Origin of the sequence: Campylobacter concisus, from assembly GCF_902460545.1 — a bacterium.
GTDB lineage: Bacteria > Campylobacterota > Campylobacteria > Campylobacterales > Campylobacteraceae > Campylobacter_A > Campylobacter_A concisus_AE.
This window is the reverse complement of the sequence record NZ_CABPUE010000001.1, coordinates 263,939-283,559: the sequence shown is the minus strand read 5'-3', so window position 1 is coordinate 283,559 and position 19,621 is coordinate 263,939. Positions and strand designations below refer to the sequence as shown.

The window sequence follows — 19,621 nt, the reverse complement described above, 5'->3', positions numbered from 1 at the left end:
TGCTTAAAATTACTATTTTTTCTTAAATATATCTTTATTTTTAGGATTTTGCAAAAAGACTGAAACCGATTTTTTTGTGTGGTCCGCTTGCTTCTCTTTTGGCTTATGAATAGAAAAATTTACAAGGATCGGGCTATTTTCAACCAAAATTTGAACCACCGCACCGAGTGGAAAGGAGACCACAGAAGCAAAATTTTCACTACCAAAGCCGGCCTCAAAGCTAAGCTCATCTTGCGTTAGTTTCGCACTCTCAAGCGTATAACCACCAAGTGAAAACATAATGACTGGCATGCTAAAGCTTCTGCTTATCTCATCTGGTAAGCTTGGCTCAAAGCTAACTAGCGGTAAATTTGCCATAACTGAGAAATTTACCCCTTTTTCAAGCAAAAAATCAATGCACTCATAGACGTGCATCTTCATCAAAAGTGAAAATTTCTCATCATCTAAAATTTCGTCTAACATCTTAATCCTTTGAAATTTCTAAAAACTCATCTACTAGTTTTTTAACCTCGTTTATGCCGATCTGCCAGAAATTTTTATCATCGATATCAAAGCCAAATTTACCTACAAGCTCCTTTGGACTAAGGCTGCCGCCAAGGCTCAAAAACTCGGTGTAAATTTCGACAAAATTTTCACATTTGCCACTTTTGTAAAGCCCAAAAAGTGCAAGCACAAGAAGCTGTGCATAAGAGTAGGCGTAGCAGTAAAATGGCGTGTGGATGAAGTGCGGGATATAGCTCCACCAAATTTTGTAGTAGTCGTTTAGTGTGATGCTTTTGCCAAACATCTTTTTGCTCTCACGAAGCCAAATTTTATTTAGCTCATCTAGGCTGATCTCGCCCTCGTGTGCGTGCACGGCACGCTCAAAGGTGGTGAAATTTATCTGGCGGTAAAGCGTGGCAAATATATCCTCGATCTTGCCAGCAAGCAGTGAAATTTTCTCCTTTTTGCTAAGGCCGTCTTTTATGTGATCAAAAACTAGCATCTCGCAAAAGACTGAAGCCGTCTCAGCTGTGGTTAGTGGCGTGTCTGAGTTTAGGTAGCTTACGCTATATGAGAGCTTTTGATGCACGGCGTGACCAAGCTCGTGAGCTAGTGTAAATAGATCGCGTCTTTGGTTTGTGTGATTTAGCAAAACATAAGGGTGAGTGTCGCTTGATCCAGAGTGAGAAAACGCGCCACCTCGCTTGTTTGGTGCCGGAAAAACGTCGATCCAGCCGTCATTAAAGGCGCTTTTGGCTATATCGCCAAATTTAGGTGAAAATGCCCCAAACGCCTTTAAAACTATCTTTTTGCACTCATCAAATTTATACTCCCCCTCACTACTAAGAGGTGCGTATCTGTCGTAATCATAAAGCTTTTTAAGGCCTAAAATTTCTCTTTTGCGCTCGTAAAATTTAGCAACTAGATCAAAATTTTTCTCAGTTACAGCAATGAGCGAATCAACGCTTTTTTTGGTGATTTGATTTTCAAGGTGTCTTGGCTCTTCAGGAAGCTTGAAATTTCGCAGCTCGCAGCTCGTTTTTAGATCAGTTTTTATCATATTATATATGTAGCCAAGGAGATGCTGGTGCTTGCTAAGCTCGTTTGAAAGGCTTTTGGCGGCTAGTTTTCGCACACTTTGGTCGCTCTCATGAAGCTTGGCTAAAATCTCTTCTTCGTTTAAAAGCTCGTCCTTAAATTTAAACCTCATCTTGCTCATGCTCTCATCAAAGAGCCTTGAAAAGCCCTCAGCTCCAGTGCTAGCAGTGCGAAGTAGTACCCTCTCTTCAGCAACACTAAGTTGGTGCGGTTTTGCTTTGGCGAGGTTGCTTAGATAGTAGCCGTATTTTTTAGAGCTTTTTATGATCTCTTCTTGTTTTTTAGGGGCAAACTCATTAAATTTGATCTCAAAAAATATCAAATTTTCATTTGCTTTTGTCGCTATCTCATCGATCTTTGCGTAAAATGCGCCCTTACTTGTATCTTTGGCAAAATTTAAAAAAGCGTAAGTCATTACTTTTGAAATTTTAGCTATCAAGCTTTCATATTCACTAAATGCCTTTAAAAACTCGTCTGTTTTTAAATTTTCATAATTTTCTAGGTATTTATCTTTAAATTTCTCACACTCTTTTTGTAAATTTAGTGCGTTTTGCTCGCACTCTTTTTCGTTTGCAAAAAGTGCTTTTAGATCCCAAATTTGCATATTTATCCTTTAAATTTTTGGGACATTTTACAAAAAAATGGATAAAAGTAAAATTTCAGCCAAAATTTAGCTGAAATTTTATGAAGATTAGTTTGAAGTCTCTGAAGCTACTGCTGTAAAAAGTACATCAGATGAGCTATTTAACGCGGTTTCAACTGAGTCTTGGATAACACCAATAGTAAAGCCAACTGTTACAAACTGCATTGCTATGTCGTTGCCGATACCAAAAAGTCCGCACGCTAATGGCACTAAAAGAAGTGAGCCGCCAGCCACACCAGATGCGCCGCACGCACCAAGAGCTGAGATAAAGCAAAGAAGTAGCGCATCGCCAAATGTAACTGTGATAGATGGGATAGAATTTACCGCAGTAAGTGCTAGGATGCTGATGGTAACTGCTGCACCACCCATGTTTATGGTAGCTCCAAGTGGGATAGAGATAGAGTAAAGCTCCTCTTTTAGACCAAGCTTTTTGCAAAGCGCCATATTTACAGGGATATTTGCGGCCGAGCTTCTTGTAAAAAATGCTGAAATAGCACTCTCTTTTAGGCAGATCATGACAAGTGGATAAGGATTTTTTCTAGTTAATATAAAAACCATGGCTGGGTAGATGATAAATGCGACAACAAGCATTGCCCCAACAAGAACTAAAATTAGTTTTAGATATCCTGCAAGCACCTCAAATCCAGTTTCATGAATGCTAATAGCTACCATGCCAAAAATACCAAATGGAGCTAGTCTAATGATAAATTTAACAATATGAGTTACACCATCGCTTATGTCTTTAAATACTTTTTTGGTCTCAGCTGTGGAATTTCTAAGTGCTATACCGCTACCAACTGCCCAGGTGATGATGCCTATATAGTTACCATTTGCAAGGGCGTTTATCGGATTTTCGACCATTTTATAAATGAGATCTTTTAAGACATTGGTAATTCCTTGAGGTGCTGACATATCAGCACTTGCAAGACCTTTTAAAGAAAGCTCCACTGGGAATAAGAAACTAGCAATAACTGCAACAACGGCTGCTAAAAACGTACCAATTAGATAGAGTGTAATGATCTTTTGCATACCTTTTGTATGACCAAAATCTCTTAAAATGATGGATGTTGCCACTAAAACAAAGACAAGAATTGGTGCGATAGCTTTTAAAGCACCTTTGAATAAATCGCCTAAAACTGAAGCTGAAGCTGCGATAGAATCGGCTGAACTAGCTTTTTCTTTGGCTTCATTTAGCTGCTTGGCTTCATCTTGACTAAGGCGAGTTTTTATAACTTCATCTACGCTCAAACCACTCTCGTTTTGAATAGTTTGAATTTTAGCCGAGATCTTGTTATAAGGAGCTGCTTCGTAGTGTGTGTAAAAGCCAACTAGGGCACCTAGGATGATACCAACTAAAATTTGAACTATCAAATTTCCATCGGCGTATCTTCTTGCTATGTTTTTAAGCATATTCATTTGACACCTTAATAAATTAGTTTTTTGTTGATTTTAGCTAAACAATTTTTAAATATAAAGAATTTGATAAAGATTAATAAGCTTTTTAAATAGATTTGTTACAATTGCACAAAATTTAGTCAAGAAAAAAGGATGAAAATGTATCTATTTACCTCTGAAGTTGTAAGTCCAGGTCATCCAGATAAATGTGCTGATATAATCGCTGATAGCATAGTGGATACTATTTTGACACAAGATCCAAATGGTCGTGTTGCAAGCGAAGTTTTTGTGGCTGGAAAAAACATAGTAATAGGCGGAGAGATAAACTCAAAGGTAAAACTCTCATATAAGGACTACGAAAAGATCGTAAAAGATGCTCTTGCACATATCGGATATGATGGAAAGAGCAATTTCACAAAAGAGCAGTGCTTGCATCCAGATGATATCGAGGTCAAAGTCTGCCTAAATCAACAAAGCCCAGATATAAATCAAGGTGTTGATCAAAGCAGTGGTGAGATAGGAGCAGGGGATCAAGGCATTATGTTTGGCTTTGCAAGCTGCGAAGCAAAAGAATTTATGCCTGCAGCCATAACTTACGCAAGAATGCTTTGTGAAAAAGTATATAAATTTGCCAAAGCAAACCCTGATAAACTTGGCGTTGATATAAAAACACAAGTTACTATTGATTACGGTAGCAAAGATAACTTTGAAAACTGCAAACCTCAAAGTATCCACACTATTGTCGTCTCTGCTCCTTGCGTGGAGAGCATGAAGATAGAAGAGCTTCGCGCACTAATACAAAATTTAATAGACGAAACCGGTCTTCCAAAAGAGCTATATAATAAAGAAAAAACGATCATTTACATAAACCCAACAGGTAGATATGTAAACCATAGCTCACTTCACGATAGCGGTCTAACAGGCAGAAAACTAATCGTTGATAGCTTTGGTGGATATAGTCCAATAGGCGGCGGTGCTCAGTCAAGCAAGGACTACACAAAGGTTGATCGTAGCGGACTTTATGCAGCTCGCTGGATAGCCAAAAATATCGTCGCAGCTGGACTTGCTAAAAAATGTATCGTCCAAATAAGCTACGCAATCGGCGTTGCAAAGCCAACTTCAGTTAGTGTTGATACCATGGGAACTCATGCAAATGGCGTAAATGACGATATGCTTTCAAATTTTGTAAGCGAGCACTTTGCTCTAACGCCTCGCTGGATAACAAATAAATTTGGACTTGATAAACCAAGTAAAGATACGTTTTTATACGCAAAAGTAGCTGCAAAAGGTCAAGTGGGAAATGCAAAATACCCTTGGGAAAAGCTTGATGCGGTTGATACCTTCAAGGCTTTACTAAAAAAATAATCAAAAAAGTGGCTTTATCTAAAAGCCACTTTAAATTTTTCTTTAAAACTCATCCCACAACGCTTTTTTTGGCAAAATGATCTCGCTTTTTGAGCCATTTACGCTGTGATAGACCGCTTTATTATACTTTGTAGCGAGATGTTTTATCAGCACTTTTTGAAGCACAGGTTCGCTACTTGGCACAAACCAGCCGTTGTTTGTGATAGCCACGACCACGTCAAATTCGTCCTTATAAAGCTCCTCTCTTGTCGCTTCATAGCAGATAGCATTTCTGATTTTAATCCCGTCTATCTCATAGTCACTAAAATTTTCAGCCTTTTTAAAGTCGCTAGCTCCACCAAAAAATAGCTTATTTACCGCATCTTGCATAAATTTTGGCAAAGGAATTTCTTCGCCAAATGGCACTAAAAATTTCTTATCCATTCGCCTAAGAGTGCCATGTTGAAACAAAAAGGCGGAGTTATAAATTTGCTTATTTTCATAGGCAAGCGCACCAGCTACGATGGTTATCTTTTTTGAAAGCTCTTTTAGCTCATCAACGAGCAGTGGCTCATTTGTCATAAATAATGGAAATGCGCTCTCCGGAAGGACGATAAGGCGTTTTTGCCCAGCTATGGCGTTATTTATTAAGTCTAAATTTTCATTTGTAAATTTCATGCGCAAGCTTTTATCCCAGCGCACTCTTTGAGCAATATCGGTGTTTATTAGCTCTACGTCAAATGGTAGAGTCTTTGCCTCGCTACTTTTAAACTGCAAAGCGGCGATGAGGCAGATAAAAGCTAGGATAAATTTTAAAATTTTATCTTTTAAACTCAAAGAAATGGCTGCTAAAAATATAAATATAAGCCCCCTAGTGCTTGGCTCAAAAACACCCAAAACAAGCGTTGCTTCAAGATTAAACCAGTTAAAGCCAAATGGATGAATATAGCTTACTAAAAATAGCAAAACAGCCCTTAGCATGACAAAACTGGGAAAAGAGGCTATCCAAAACAAAAGCCCATAAACAAATGCTACAAAGAGAATGACAAAAGGTATGAGCCAGATCAAATCATAGTAGATAAAACTAAAGCTGATCCAATAAAACCACAAAATCCCAGTGAAAAATCCAGCCGCGAAAAAACCAGCTCTGCTTAAATTTATGATGATGTAAATTCCGGTTAAAGTTAGAAACGGCGAGATGAAATTTAAGAGCAAATTCTCGAAGAGGCTTAAAAAAATAAAGTTGGAGAGCAAAAAAGCACCGACAAAGGCTTTTATTATAATTTTAGTGCTAAAATGCCCATCTAAAAATCTTACAAATAAGGAAATCCATGCAAAACGCTGATTTTTTAACATCTTCACCATTACTATTTTTTGTTGTGCTTTTCGCCATATTTTACTTTTTGGTTATCAGACCTCAACAAAAACAACAAAAAGCCCACGCAGCAATGCTTGCAGCTCTTGACAAAGGCGATAAGATAGTAACTAATGGCGGACTTATCTGCGAAGTGATTAAAGCCGAAAATGATTTTATCAAAGTTAAACTTAACGATGATGTAATCGTTCGCATAGCACGTGAGTTTGTAGCTAAAAAGATCGAAGATAAATAATGCGTAACGCAAGAGTTACATATAGGCTGATTATTTTAATATTAGCCATAGTTTTTGGTTTTGGCTTTTCGGTGCCATCTTTTTTTCAGACTCAAAATGGGGCTAAAATTTCACTTGGCCTTGACCTTCAAGGTGGTCTTCATATGCTTCTTGGTGTTGAAACTAACGAAGCCATCCACTCTAAGATCAAGTCAATCGCTGGAAGCATAAATTATTATGCTAAAAAAGAAGATGTGCTCATTGATAAATTTAAGATAAAAGAAGATAGCGTTGATTTTGCACTACTTGATAGTGACGAGGCTCCAAAGGTTGATAAGGCGCTTGCTGAGATAAAAGGGCTTGATATCAAAAAAGATGGTCTAAACTATCATATCACTCTAACAGAGCAAGAGAGGCTTGGTACGATCGAATATGCGATCTCACAAGCTGTTGAGACCATTAGAAACAGGCTTGATCAGTTTGGTTTAGCTGAGCCAACAGTCGCTAGACAAGGCAAAGATAATATCCTAGTCGAGCTTCCTGGCATAAAAACCGAAGAGGATGAGCAAAGAGCGAGAGATCTTATCGCAAAGGCTGCTCACTTGCAGCTTATGGCAGTTGATGATAAAAGACAAGATCAGGCTAATACCATGAGCGAGGCCGAGGCTGAAAGCTATGGTGACGTGATCTTTAAAGATGCTAAAAATGACCGCGTAAAATATGTCGTTAAAAATATCCCTGTGCTTGATGGCTCGATGCTAACTGATGCAAAGGTTGCATTTTCTCAGCAAAATAACCTACCAATCATAAATTTCACACTAAATTCAGAAGGTGCTAGAATTTTTGGTGATTTTACTGGTGCAAATATCGGCAAAAGGCTTGCTATCGTGCTTGATGGCAAGGTTTATTCAGCTCCTGTTATAAATGAAAGAATAGGTGGTGGCAGCGGCCAGATCAGCGGTGGCTTCACACTTGACGAGGCTCACGACGTAGCGATCGCGCTTAGAAGTGGCGCACTTTTAGCACCTGTTAAGATGCTAGAAAAAAGAAGTGTCGGTCCATCTTTAGGCCAAGAGAGCATCAATCAAAGCATGGTAGCTCTTGCTGCTGGATCTATCTTGGTCGTGCTATTTATGCTAGTTTATTATGGAATTTCTGGAATTTTTGCAAATATCGCACTAGTTGCGGATGTTGTTATATTGGTCGCTGTTATGGCGCTTTTTGGAGCGACGCTTACACTTCCTGGTATGGCCGGTATCGTACTAACGATCGGTATGGCGGTTGATGCAAACGTCATCATAAATGAACGTATACGTGAGCTTTTGCGTGAAGGCGTGGCGATAAGAACGGCCGTGCAAAAGGGTTATGAGCACGCTATGAGTGCGATTATTGACTCAAACTTAACTACCATTATCACAGTTGCTGTGCTTTATGCTTATGGTACTGGCCCAGTTAAAGGCTTTGCTGTGACAATGGCGATAGGTATCATGGCTTCGATGCTAACAGCTATACTTGGTACTCATGGCATGTTTGACGCTGCTATGGACAAGATAGAAAAAAGTGGAAATACCAGACTTTGGTTTGGTTATAAAAGGAGCTAATGATGCAAATTTTTACTAAGGCAAAAGTTTATGATTTTATGCGTTTTAGATTTGCTTCACTAGCATTTTCTATATTTTTATTTGTTGGCTCTATTGTTTTACTTGCTACAAAAGGCCTAAACTACGGCATTGATTTCTCTGGTGGTACGCTTATCCAGCTAAAATATGACACCAAAGCGCCACTTGATAAAATTCGTGATGCTTTTGGCACAAATGAAGTGTTAAAAAATGCTTCAGTTACTGAGTTTGGAAGTGAAGATGAGGCTGTTATTAGATTTTCAGGTTCAAGCTCAAATTTAACTGGTGACATCGGCACTGAGATAAAGCAAATTTTAAAAGATACTGGAAATTTTGAAGTAAGACGTGTTGATATTGTTGGACCAAAGGTTGGTGACGAGCTTAGAGAAAAAGGCTTGATGGCTCTTGGAATTTCACTAATTGGCATATTAATCTACATCACATTTAGATTTGAGTGGCGTTTTGCGCTAGCTGCGATCGCAACTGAAATTCATGATATCGTTATAACTGTTGGTGCTATTTCGCTATTTGATATCGATGTAAATTTGGACACACTAGCGGCTGTATTAACAGTACTTGGCTACTCTCTAAATGATACGATCATCATTTTTGACAGGATAAGAGAGGGTATCAAAGAGAGTAAGAGAACTGATATCGAGGGCGTTATCAATGAGTCAGTTTCTGCTACGCTTTCAAGAACTATCTTAACTTCAGCAACTACAATGATGACGGTTCTCGTGCTATTTTTATTTGGTGGAGATATGATACATGGATTTTCATTTATCCTTATCGTTGGTATCGTTATAGGAACGATCAGCTCGATCTACATCTCATCACCATTTCTTATCTGGTTTAAATTTAGCATCGAGCATTTTAGAGCTAGAGAGGCTGAGAAGCAAAGGATCAAAAAAGAGCGTGATAAAGAGCGTGCTATGTTTGAAAAAGGCGTTGTGTAAGGAGGGATAATGAACTGGGGAAAAGTTATCTACATATTTTTTGCATTGATGAGTCTTACGACTACGGCAGAATTTTTATATGATAAAAACGAGATTGCGCTTTTTGTGGCGGCTAGTATAAATTTGGTTTCAACGCTACTTAAGATCGGTGTTAAAAATTTACTCTCAGCTGAACTTTTTGCAAGCTCGCTAGTTGCTGATTTACACCTTATACCAGCTTTTGTTATTTTGCAAGTCTCTGAAAATATAACACTTAGCTATTCGTTGGCTATTGGCGCAGTCATTGCAAATATATTTTCACTAGCCTTGGTTTTAATAGAATCAAGTAAAGCTCAAGAAGAATTTTAGGAGAAAAAATGGCTGAAAAGAGAAAATATGAGCCTTTGAAGATAGAAAAAAAATGGCAAGAAATTTGGGATAAAAATGAAGAATTTGAACCAAAAGCCGATCTAAGCTTGCCGAAAAAATATATCCTAAGTATGTTTCCGTATCCAAGCGGACGCATACATATGGGGCATGTGAGAAACTACTCTATCGGTGATGCACTTGCTAGATCATATAGAAAAAGCGGCTACAACGTGCTTCATCCTATTGGCTTTGATAGCTTTGGTATGCCAGCTGAAAACGCAGCCATAAAACATAAAATTCACCCTAAAATTTGGACTTATGAAAACATCGACTATATGAAAAAAGAGCTTGCAAGCCTTGGTTTTTCATTTTCTAAAAAGAGAATTTTAGCCACGTCTGATCCACTTTACACTAAGTGGGAGCAAAGCTTTTTTATAAAGATGTTTGAAAAAGGGCTTGTTTATAGAAAAAATGCAATTATAAATTGGTGCGAATACGATCAAACTGTGCTTGCAAATGAGCAGGTGGAGGATGGCAAATGCTGGAGATGTGGTAATGATGTTGTACAAAAAGAGCTTCCAGGATATTACTTTAACATCACAAAATACGCTAGTGAGCTACTTGATGATCTGAAACTTCTTGAAGGCAAATGGCCAAATCAAGTAATTACAATGCAAGAAAACTGGATCGGTAGAAGCTACGGCTTGGAGTTTAAATTTTATCTTGATGAAGCTTCAAAAGAGGTTTTAGGTGGTAAGTTTGACGGCTTTGAGGTGTTTACTACAAGAGCTGATACGATTTACGGCGTTAGCTACACAGCTCTTGCTCCTGAGCATCCTATCGTAAAAGCATTGCTTGAGAGTGATAAAATTGATGAAAACAAAAAGACAAAGATAAAAACAATCCTAAATCAAAGCCCAAGAGAGCGTCAAGCGAGCGAAAAAGACGGAGAATTTTTAGGAATTTACGTCGTTCATCCGCTTACTAATGAAAAAATCCCAGTTTGGGTTGCAAATTTTATCCTATCTGACTACGGCAGTGGCGCTATCATGGCCGTCCCTGCACACGATCAAAGAGACTTCGAGTTCGCAAGTAAATTTAATCTTCCTATAAAACCAGTCGTAAAGCCACTTGATGGTGAGAGTGACGGCTCTAAAGCGTACTCTGAGTATGGAATTTCTATAAATTCTGAGCTTATAAATGGACTTGCTTCAGAAGAAGCTAAAAATTTCATAATAGAAAAATTTGAAAAAGATTGTTTAGGTAAAAGGATCACAAACTATAAATTAAGAGACTGGGGAATTTCTCGTCAAAGATACTGGGGTGCGCCAATACCAGTAGTGCACTGCAAATGCTGCGGCGTAGTGCCTGAAAAAGAGGAAAATTTACCTATCGCACTGCCTGAAGATGTTGAAATCACAGGCGAGGGTAACCCACTTGATAAGCACCCAACTTGGAAATTTACAAAGTGTCCAAAATGCGGACAAGATGCGATCAGAGAGACTGATACGATGGATACGTTTGTGGAGAGTAGCTGGTATTTTGCTAGATTTGCGAGCGACGAGAAGACATGGGAGCAAAAAGCACTTGATGAAAAGAGTGTGAATTATTGGATGAATGTAGATCAATATATTGGTGGTATCGAGCATGCAATCTTGCACCTTTTGTATGCTAGATTTTTCCAAAAGGTCTTAAGAGATCTAGGCTATCTAAGAGACGATGAGCCATTTGAAAATTTGCTAACTCAAGGCATGGTCTTAAAAGATGGTAAAAAGATGAGTAAAAGTAAGGGCAATGTCGTAGATCCTGACGATATTATCAATAAATATGGTGCTGATACGGCAAGGCTATTTATCCTTTTTGCTGCTCCTCCTCAAAAAGAGCTTGAGTGGAACGATAGCGCAGTTGAAGGTGCATTTAGGTTTTTAAATAGGCTTTGGGAGAAGGCACAAACTATTAAAAAGATAGATAAATTGCCTGAGATAGACCACGAAAGCTTAAACAAAGATGAGAAATTTGCAAGGCTAAAAATTTATGAAGCACTTAAAAAATCAACCGAGGTTTTTGGTGACACATTTGCTTTTAATACATTGATCGCTGCTTGCATGGAGGCACTAAATGCCATAAATGCGCAGGATAACGAAGATGTAAGTGCTGAAGGCTTTTTTATCATCTTAAATTTACTAGAGCCTATCGTGCCACATATCGCAAATGAGCTTAGTGAAGAGCTTTTTGGTAGAAAAAATTTCATAAAGATAGACGTAAAAGAAGAGGTTTTTGTAAAAGATAGCATCGCTCTTGCAGTTACAGTAAATGGCAAAAAAAGAGCTGAGTTTGAAGTGGCAGCGAGTGAGAGTGAGGGTGAAATTTTAAAGCTAGCTAAGCAAAACGTAGCTAAATGGCTTGAAGGAAAAGAAATTTTAAAAGAGATTTACATAAAAGGCAAATTAGTAAATTTTGTCATTAAAGGATAAATTTTGAGATATTTTTTAGCGTTTTTTATTGCGTTTTTTATCTGCGGGTGTGGGTATAAACCAGTTTCAAAGATCACGCATGATCTAGTTGGCGATAAAATTTACGTTGATGTGATTATCAGTAAAGAAGAGCCAAAAAATAGTGTTTGGATAAAGGATGCTGTAAAAGAGGGCATGGTCGCAAGGCTAAATAAAAGTTTATCAAGCAAAGAGAGTGCTGATACTTCAATAATTATTTCGGTAAAAGATTTAAATTACGAAGCAATAATTTATGATGAGTTTGGCTACATTACGTCATACAAAGCACATCTTAGCTTAAATTATAAGACTAAATTTAAAGATGGTAGCGTGGTTGATATTCCAGCCACTGGCGAGTATGACTTTAGTGTCGCAAGACGTCAAAAAGATGTAAGATTTGCTGACAGCGTTCTTAGTGATACTCAAAAATACGAAGCTATCAAAGAGGCATCAAAAGAGGCCTTTGATGAGTATATCGCAAGTTTAGTGGTAAAAGGATATAGAAATGGCAGCAGTAACCGTTAGTCAAATAGTCAAGGAAGCCTTAAATGAGATCAAAGATCGTCATTTGATGCTAACGCCAGAGAATTACACTGAAGTCTATAATGAAATTTCTAAAAAATATGGCTTTACAACAGAAGAGAGTAAAAAGATAGAAAAATATATCTCAAGGCTTGGTGATGAATATAAAAATCAAGCCCTAAGCCTTCATATAAAGACGGTCGATGAGTTTGTCGCTTTTATGACTGCTAGGCTCTCTAGAGGTGCTCAACAAGGAGCAGGACTTATGGCTGATGATAAAAAATTACAATCACTAAACGCATTTGCTAGAAGAATTCTACAAGCTATCTCAATGCTTCACAATAAAGATGCAAAAAGCTTAGCAGAGCAAAGTATGCAGCTACTTGCTAGAAGATATGATGAGAAAAATCTTGAAGAAATGTGCCTTAGATGGTTTGACTTTGTTAGCTCTTACGATACTGATTTTTTAGAATTTTTGAAATATTATGGTGTTAGAAATTTTGATGATTTAAAGACAATGAGTTCTGAACTTGAGAAATTTCTTGCACAAAAAGATGAAGATGGCGAAGAGGATGTTTTGATTCAGCTTTTAAGCCTTACTCTTGAGCCTTCTATTACAAAGGATCTTGATGAAGAGCTTAGCACGATAAGAAGTACTTTGAAGCAAAATCCTAAAACCTTAAATAGCAAAGAATTTCAAGAAAAGGTAAAGACATTTGTTGATCGCAGAATAGAAGAAGACAGAACGGAGATCATAGAAAAAGTTGGTTCGTTAAATAATGTTTTACAAAATATAAGTGAGAGAATTTCTGATATTGCTGTTAGTTCGCAAAGTAGTTCCGATAAAGTAAAAAGCATTAAAAATGATCTAAAAAATGTAAATTTAAATACAAATAGCATTGATCAAGTAAGAAGCATGCTTATTGAGATCGCTGGTGCTTTGGAGATCGAGAGCAAAGAGCTTGGTATCGAGATGCACAATAGGCAAGCTACTATCTTAGAGCTTCAAAATAGAGTGAACAGCCTTGAAAAAGAGCTTGAGGAAGCTAAGCTGGAGAGTAAAGAGGACTTTTTAACAAAAGTATCTACTAAGCGTGCTTTGATGAACGAGATTCAACGCATTGAAGAGGCATATAAACGCTATGGGACTGATTATTCTATCTGCTTTGTTGATATTGATCATTTCAAAAGCATAAACGATACTTATGGGCATGAGGCTGGAGATGTTATTCTTTCAGCAGTGGCTCAAGTACTTAAGAAAAATGCTAGAAAGGTTGATTTCGTTGGTAGATATGGCGGTGAAGAATTTGTAATCTTACTTCCAAGCACTGGCTTAAAAGATAGTGTTAAATTTGGAGATAAGCTAAGAAGCATGATAGAAAATTTCAAATTTATATATAAAAATGAGCGTATCAAGGTTACTATAAGCTCCGGCATAGCGACAAGAAGCGCAAATTTAAGTGAGACGATGACGCTTGAAGCTGCTGACAAGATGCTTTATCTCTCAAAAGAAAATGGTAGAAATCAAGTAATGCCAAAGATAATCGAGGAAAAATGAGCCTAGCTAAATTTCTTGATGGCAAACCACTTTACTATAAAGAGATTGACTACGGCAGGATCATTAGAGCGTATGCGACTATAAAAGAGCATATAAAGCCATTTAAGATTATTCACATAATAGGCACGAATGGCAAAGGAAGTACTGGTCGCTTTTTAGCGCAAATTTTAAGTCAAAATGGTGCAAAAGTAGGGCATTATACTAGCCCACATATATTTAAATTTAATGAGCGATTTTGGCTAAATGGTGAGGTTGCTAGCGATGAAATTTTAGAGAGAGCTCACGAGCGTTTGCAAGCTCTTTTGAGTGATGAGTACAAGGTAAAAACGAGCTATTTCGAGTATATGACGCTACTTTCTGCGGTACTTTTTGAGGGTTGCGATTATTTTGTCTGCGAGGCTGGCATGGGTGGTGTGCTTGATGCGACAAATGTCTTTGAAAAAGAGTTAAGTATTTTTACGCCCATCGGACTTGATCATACGGCAGTTCTTGGAGATAGCTTAGAAGAAATTTCACGTACGAAATTTGAGGCTATGGGCAAAAGAGCTATTTTAAATGATGAAATGAACGAGATAAGTATCGCTATAGCAAAAGAAATTTCAAGCGAGAAAAAGGCAGCTTTAAGCTTTCCAAGAGAAATTTTAACTGCTAAAAATTTATATGAGATAGCAAGATACGCTGACAAATATAACTTACCGGAATTTTTACGCTCAAATTTAACGCTAGCTTACGCCGCTGCTAAAATTTTAGATAACAGCATAGACATAAAAAAGCTTGGTGCTCTCACGCTTCGAGGTAGATGTGAAAAGATCGCCTCAAATTTATATGTAGATGTCGGTCACAACGAGCTTGGTGCAAAGGCTGTTGCTAAGAAATTTAGCCAAGGTGAGTTTGCCAGCAAGAAGCTTACCTTGGTCTATAACTCGTTCTTAGATAAAGATTTTAAAGCTGTTTTAACAGTACTTAAGCCAGTCATTAGTGACGTACTACTATATCACTATCACTGCGAAGGTAGAGAGCTTGGCGGAGAACTTATAAGCAAGGCGTTAAATGAGCTAGAAATTTCATATAAAGACTTTGAACTAAGCGATATGAACGACGTAAAAGAGGCCATAAACGGCAAAATTTATCTAGCGTTTGGCTCATTTCATCTAGTTGAAGCCTTTTTAAAAGAGTATTATGCAAGCAAAGGTTTATGAGTATCTTTTAGTAAACGCTCCGCAAATTCTTATCTGTGAAGATGATAAGGAGGCGGCACTCTGCGCTGATGCGGCTAGTTTTGCTGGTTTTAGTGCATTTAGGTTGCCTGATTTTAGAGCCAAAAAGGGCGATGATCTAAGAAGCTTTAACGAAGAGCTTTTTGAAATTTCATCCGTTCTTAGCAAATACTATAAATTTGATGGCAAAAAGATCATCATAAGCCCATTTAGTACGCTTTTAAACCCACTTCCAACGCAAAAAAACCTAGAAAGCTCAACGATCAAGCTAAAAGATAATCTAAATTTAAGCGAATTTGCCGACTTGCTCATACGATTTGGCTACGAGTGCGTCGATATCGTTGAGAGCGTTGGAGAGTTTAGCATTCGTGGCGAAGTCATTGACATTTACGGCGTAAATATGGACGATCCTGTTAGAATTTTACTCTTTGGCGATGAGGTGGAGAGCATTAGAAACTACAACACCGCTACACAAATTAGCAACAAAGCCGAGTTAAGCGAAGCCGAGATCGTGCCATTTATCGCAAATTTGAGCAAAGACGAGTTTGAAAAGGTCAGTCAAAAGATCGAGGATATGCAAAGCGATGCCTTGGTGAATGACCTAAATTCGCTTGGATTTTGGGCGATAGATAGCTTTAGTGACTATTTAAAAGAATTTAACTCAAAGCTTGTTAAAAAGATCGATTTTGAAATTTATGATGTGCCTGAAGATAAATTTAAGGGTATTGAAATTTTACCCGAGCCAAAGGTTTATAAAGATCTTGAGGTTACTTTAAATTTTGACTTTTTTGAGCTAAATAAGAGCAAAAGCATAACCGTTCTTTCAAGAAATGAGGGACTTTTTAAGGGCTATGAGCTTGATGGTTTTGCAAATGTAAAGCTTGAAATTTCGCCCCTTGTAGTAAATTTAACCTCAAGCGATAAGATCGTAGTTTCACTTAATAAATTTGAGAAAAAAAGACGAGTTAAGCGCTCAAGCCTCGTGGTGGATGAGCTAAAAGTAAATGACTACGTTGTGCATGAAGATTATGGTATAGGCAGATTTTTAGGGCTTGAAAAGATTAAGGTTTTGGGTGCAACGAAGGAATTTGTGGTAATTGCTTATCAAAATGACGATAAGCTTCTTTTGCCAGTTGAACATCTAAATTTGATAGACCGCTACATCGCTCAAAATGGCTCTATGGCGGTGCTTGATCGCTTGGGTAAGGCAAATTTTGCCAAGATAAAAGAGAAGGTTAGAGAAAAACTCTTCGCGATCGCTTCAAAGATCGTAGCAATGGCGGCAAAAAGAGAGCTGATCGCAGGCAAAATTTTGCAAAAAGAGGATATCTCTTATCTAAATTTTGTTCAAGACGCTGGCTTTTCATACACGAATGATCAGCAAAAGGCGGTAAATGATATAAAAGATGAGCTAAAAAGCGGCAAGGTGATGGATAGGCTACTTAGTGGTGATGTTGGTTTTGGTAAGACTGAAGTTGCGATGAATGCCATATTTACCTGCATAAAATCAGGCTTTAGTGCGTTTTTCTTTGTGCCAACGACGCTTCTTAGCTCACAGCACTACAAGACGCTAAGCCAAAGATTTAGCAAATTTGGCATAAAGGTCTTTAGACTGGATCGCTTCTCAAGTGCTAAAGAAAAGGCGAGCCTACAAAAAGCGCTAAAAGAAAATGAGCCGATAGTTTGTGTGGGAACGCATGCGCTTCTTGGTGTAAAGGCTGAAAATTTAGGGCTGATCGTCGTTGATGAGGAGCATAAATTTGGCGTTAAGCAAAAAGAGCAGCTAAAAGAAATTTCTCAGCACTCACATATCTTAAGTATGAGCGCCACGCCGATACCAAGAAGCCTAAATATGGCGCTTAGCAAGATAAAAACATATAGCATTTTGGCCACTCCGCCAAGCTCGAGACTAGATGTGAGAACAAGTGTTAGAGAGTGGGACGAAAAGGTCGTCAAAGAGGCGATCATGCGTGAGCTAAGACGTGGTGGGCAGACTTTTTACATTCACAACCACATCGCAGACATAGAGCAGACAGCAAATGATCTAAGAAAAATTTTGCCAAAGCTTAGGATATTAATCCTGCATTCAAAGGTAAATGCGAAAGTCACTGAAGATGAGATGATGAAATTTGAGCGTGGCGAGTACGACTTGCTACTTTGCACCAGTATCGTTGAAAGTGGTATTCATTTGCCAAATGCAAACACCATAATCGTAGAAAATGCTAATAAATTTGGCATGGCTGACCTGCATCAGCTGCGCGGTCGCGTGGGCAGAAGCGATAAGCAAGCCTACTGCTACTTTTTGGTTGAAGATAAAGATGCCATTAGTAAGGACGCGCTAAAACGACTTGTCGCACTTGAGGGCAACTCATTTTTGGGCGCTGGCTCGGTGCTAGCCTATCACGACCTTGAGATAAGGGGTGGCGGTAACATCATCGGCGAGGCGCAAAGCGGTCACATCGAGGCTATTGGCTACTCGCTATATTTAAAGATGCTAGAAGATGAGATCAATAAGCTTCTTAATCAAGACTCCGCAAAGCTTGACAAGATCGATCTAAAGCTTAGTGTGAGCGCCTTTTTAAATCAAGAATTTATAAGAGAAGATAGGCTAAGACTTGAAATTTACAGGCGCCTTAGCAAGTGCAAAGAGGTAGCCGAGGTCTATGAGATACAAAGCGAGCTTGAGGATAGATTTGGTAAGATAGATACATTTACAAAGCAGTTTTTAGACCTTATCATCATCAAAATTTTAGCTCTAAAAGCTGGCATAAAGACGATCTCAAACAGCGAACAAAATATACTAATAACAAAAAATGATGACGAGAAGATCAGGCTAAAGTCACGTAGCAAGGACGACGACGATGTTTTGGCTGAAATTTTGGTCTATCTAAGAAAGGATAAGAAATGATAGATTGGGGCGTGAAGTACGCAGCGATTTATAAAAGCACAAAAGGGATGTTAAAGCCGGTTGAGGATATCGATTTTGTCGATATCGACTCACTTTATGGACTAGAGAAACAAAAAGAAATTTTGCTAAAAAATACTAGAAATTTTATAGCTGGCGACGAGGCAAATCACGTGCTTCTTTGGGGCGAGAGAGGATGTGGCAAGTCAAGCCTTGTAAGAGCTGTTTTTACTAAATTTTATAAAGAGGGACTTCGCATCATTGAGATCGGCTGCGAAGATCTAAAATACCTTGGCGACATCATCGACGAGATCAGAAAGAGCGAGTTTAAATTTATCATTTTCTGCGACGATCTAAGCTTTGAAAATGGCAGCAATGAGTATAAATTTCTAAAGCCTATCATGGATGGCTCTATCCAAAAGCCGCCAAAAAACGTCCTTTTATACGCTACATCAAATCGCCGCCACCTAATAAGCGAGTTTAAAAGTGAAAATGAAAACTCAGAACTAATTGACGGCGAAATCCACTACAGCGACGCAGCTCAGGAGAAAATTTCTCTCTCAGATCGCTTTGGTCTTTGGATTAGCTTTTATCAAGGCAACTATGACGAGTATCTAAAAATGGTTGATTTTTATTTTAAAGACTACACTGGCGACAAAGACGAGCTTCATACGCTTGCTAAAAATTTCGCCACGCTAAGAGCTAGCAGAAGTGGCAGAACGGCAAAGCAGTTTTATCTAACTTTTAAAGAAAATTTAAAATGACTTCAACTGATTTATTTTTAACCTTATTTAATCACAAAAACAAAAATTTAGACGAGCTAAAGTGGCCAGGCGAGGGTACTTTTGAGGTTGTTTTGGGTGCTATTTTGGTGCAAAATACCAACTGGAAAAATGTAGAAAAGGCGCTAAATAATCTAAAAAATGTCGGTAAAGATAGTTTAGAAGGTATTTGCGCGCTTGAAAACAGCGAGCTTGCTACGCTTATAAAGCCAAGTGGCTTTTATAACACAAAGGCAAAACGGCTAAAAATGCTCTGTCTGGCTATAAAAAATGAATTCGAGAGCTTTGAAAATTTTAAAGAAAATACCAGCCGTGAGTGGCTCATAAGCGTAAGAGGCGTTGGAGCCGAGACTTGTGATGCGATACTGGCATATGCTTGCGGTAAGCCTTATATGGTCGTTGATGCTTACGCACTTAGGATAATGGCGTATTTTGACTATGTTTTTGAGTGCTACGACGAGGCGGCTGAGTGGTTTAGCTCGCTTGATTATGATGAAATTTATAAATTTCTTGATAGCGAGAAATTTGATGAGGTTGAAATTTTAAAACTCTATCACGCTCTTATTTTGGAGTTTTGCAAAGAGAATTTCAAAGGTAAAATTTTAAGCCAAAATGGCCAAAAAATATTAAGCAGCATTAAAAATTAAACTACTAATATGTAACAACTCTT

The 19,621-nt window shown here is 38.1% G+C and carries 16 protein-coding genes; 12 read left to right on the top strand and 4 right to left on the bottom strand.

The features are described 5' to 3' along the window. Nucleotides 1-12: 12 nt before the first annotated feature. The 3 genes from FZ949_RS01375 to sstT form a co-directional block, all read right to left on the bottom strand. Nucleotides 13-462, bottom strand: coding sequence for a hypothetical protein (locus FZ949_RS01375; protein WP_103580571.1), 450 nt, complete (start codon nt 460-462; stop codon nt 13-15). A gap of 1 nt (nt 463) precedes the next feature. Beyond that, complete coding sequence (locus FZ949_RS01370) at nt 464-2,185, bottom strand: M3 family oligoendopeptidase (protein ID WP_103580570.1); 1,722 nt, start codon at nt 2,183-2,185, stop codon at nt 464-466. An 87-nt stretch (nt 2,186-2,272) separates the two neighbouring features. Next, a complete protein-coding gene (sstT, locus tag FZ949_RS01365) occupies nt 2,273-3,640 on the bottom strand; it encodes a serine/threonine transporter SstT (RefSeq protein WP_410369076.1) in 1,368 nt (455 codons plus the stop codon). A gap of 138 nt (nt 3,641-3,778) precedes the next feature. On the opposite strand from sstT, the gene metK reads away from it, so the two are divergent. After that, complete coding sequence (gene metK, locus FZ949_RS01360; RefSeq protein WP_021090477.1) at nt 3,779-4,984, top strand: methionine adenosyltransferase; 1,206 nt, start codon at nt 3,779-3,781, stop codon at nt 4,982-4,984. A 42-nt stretch (nt 4,985-5,026) separates the two neighbouring features. Here the strand turns inward: metK and FZ949_RS01355 are convergent, their stop codons facing one another. Further along, nucleotides 5,027-6,319 (bottom strand): apolipoprotein N-acyltransferase, encoded by a 1,293-nt coding sequence (locus tag FZ949_RS01355; RefSeq protein ID WP_107953351.1) that lies wholly within the window; start codon nt 6,317-6,319, stop codon nt 5,027-5,029. Between FZ949_RS01355 and yajC the strand changes: the two genes are divergently transcribed. The 11 genes from yajC to FZ949_RS01300 are packed head-to-tail and all read left to right on the top strand — an operon-like array spanning nt 6,295 to nt 19,598. Further along, a complete protein-coding gene (gene yajC / locus FZ949_RS01350; RefSeq protein WP_107953385.1) occupies nt 6,295-6,573 on the top strand; it encodes a preprotein translocase subunit YajC in 279 nt (92 codons plus the stop codon). The two genes, FZ949_RS01355 and yajC, sit on opposite strands and share 25 nt — an antisense overlap. Further along, on the top strand, nt 6,573-8,153 hold the full coding sequence (gene secD / locus FZ949_RS01345) for a protein translocase subunit SecD (RefSeq protein WP_107956174.1): 1,581 nt from the start codon (nt 6,573-6,575) through the stop codon (nt 8,151-8,153). The genes yajC and secD overlap by 1 nt, the downstream gene beginning before the upstream one ends. 2 nt (nt 8,154-8,155) lie before the next feature. Beyond that, nucleotides 8,156-9,127: a protein translocase subunit SecF gene (gene secF, locus FZ949_RS01340; RefSeq protein ID WP_103580567.1), complete on the top strand. Its 972-nt coding sequence runs from the start codon at nt 8,156-8,158 to the stop codon at nt 9,125-9,127. Between the two features lie 9 nt (nt 9,128-9,136). Beyond that, nucleotides 9,137-9,475 (top strand): DUF6394 family protein, encoded by a 339-nt coding sequence (locus FZ949_RS01335; protein ID WP_021090699.1) that lies wholly within the window; start codon nt 9,137-9,139, stop codon nt 9,473-9,475. Between the two features lie 8 nt (nt 9,476-9,483). After that, nucleotides 9,484-11,949 carry a leucine--tRNA ligase gene (gene leuS / locus FZ949_RS01330; RefSeq protein ID WP_103580566.1) on the top strand — a complete coding sequence of 822 codons (2,466 nt, stop codon included), beginning with the start codon at nt 9,484-9,486 and terminating at the stop codon, nt 11,947-11,949. Nucleotides 11,950-11,952: 3 nt separating this feature from the next. Further along, a complete protein-coding gene (lptE, locus tag FZ949_RS01325) occupies nt 11,953-12,492 on the top strand; it encodes an LPS assembly lipoprotein LptE (protein WP_148790034.1) in 540 nt (179 codons plus the stop codon). Then, a complete protein-coding gene (locus FZ949_RS01320) occupies nt 12,473-14,047 on the top strand; it encodes a GGDEF domain-containing protein (protein WP_103580564.1) in 1,575 nt (524 codons plus the stop codon). Before lptE ends, FZ949_RS01320 begins: the two co-directional genes overlap by 20 nt. Next, nucleotides 14,044-15,246, top strand: coding sequence for a Mur ligase family protein (locus tag FZ949_RS01315; RefSeq protein ID WP_103580563.1), 1,203 nt, complete (start codon nt 14,044-14,046; stop codon nt 15,244-15,246). The genes FZ949_RS01320 and FZ949_RS01315 overlap by 4 nt, the downstream gene beginning before the upstream one ends. Beyond that, nucleotides 15,227-18,172: a transcription-repair coupling factor gene (gene mfd, locus FZ949_RS01310; RefSeq protein ID WP_103580562.1), complete on the top strand. Its 2,946-nt coding sequence runs from the start codon at nt 15,227-15,229 to the stop codon at nt 18,170-18,172. Before FZ949_RS01315 ends, mfd begins: the two co-directional genes overlap by 20 nt. Continuing rightward, entirely contained in the window at nt 18,169-18,933 is a 765-nt protein-coding gene (locus FZ949_RS01305; protein ID WP_002942073.1) for an ATP-binding protein, read from the top strand. The genes mfd and FZ949_RS01305 overlap by 4 nt, the downstream gene beginning before the upstream one ends. Beyond that, nucleotides 18,930-19,598: an endonuclease III domain-containing protein gene (locus FZ949_RS01300; RefSeq protein WP_148790033.1), complete on the top strand. Its 669-nt coding sequence runs from the start codon at nt 18,930-18,932 to the stop codon at nt 19,596-19,598. The genes FZ949_RS01305 and FZ949_RS01300 overlap by 4 nt, the downstream gene beginning before the upstream one ends. Nucleotides 19,599-19,621: the final 23 nt, after the last annotated feature.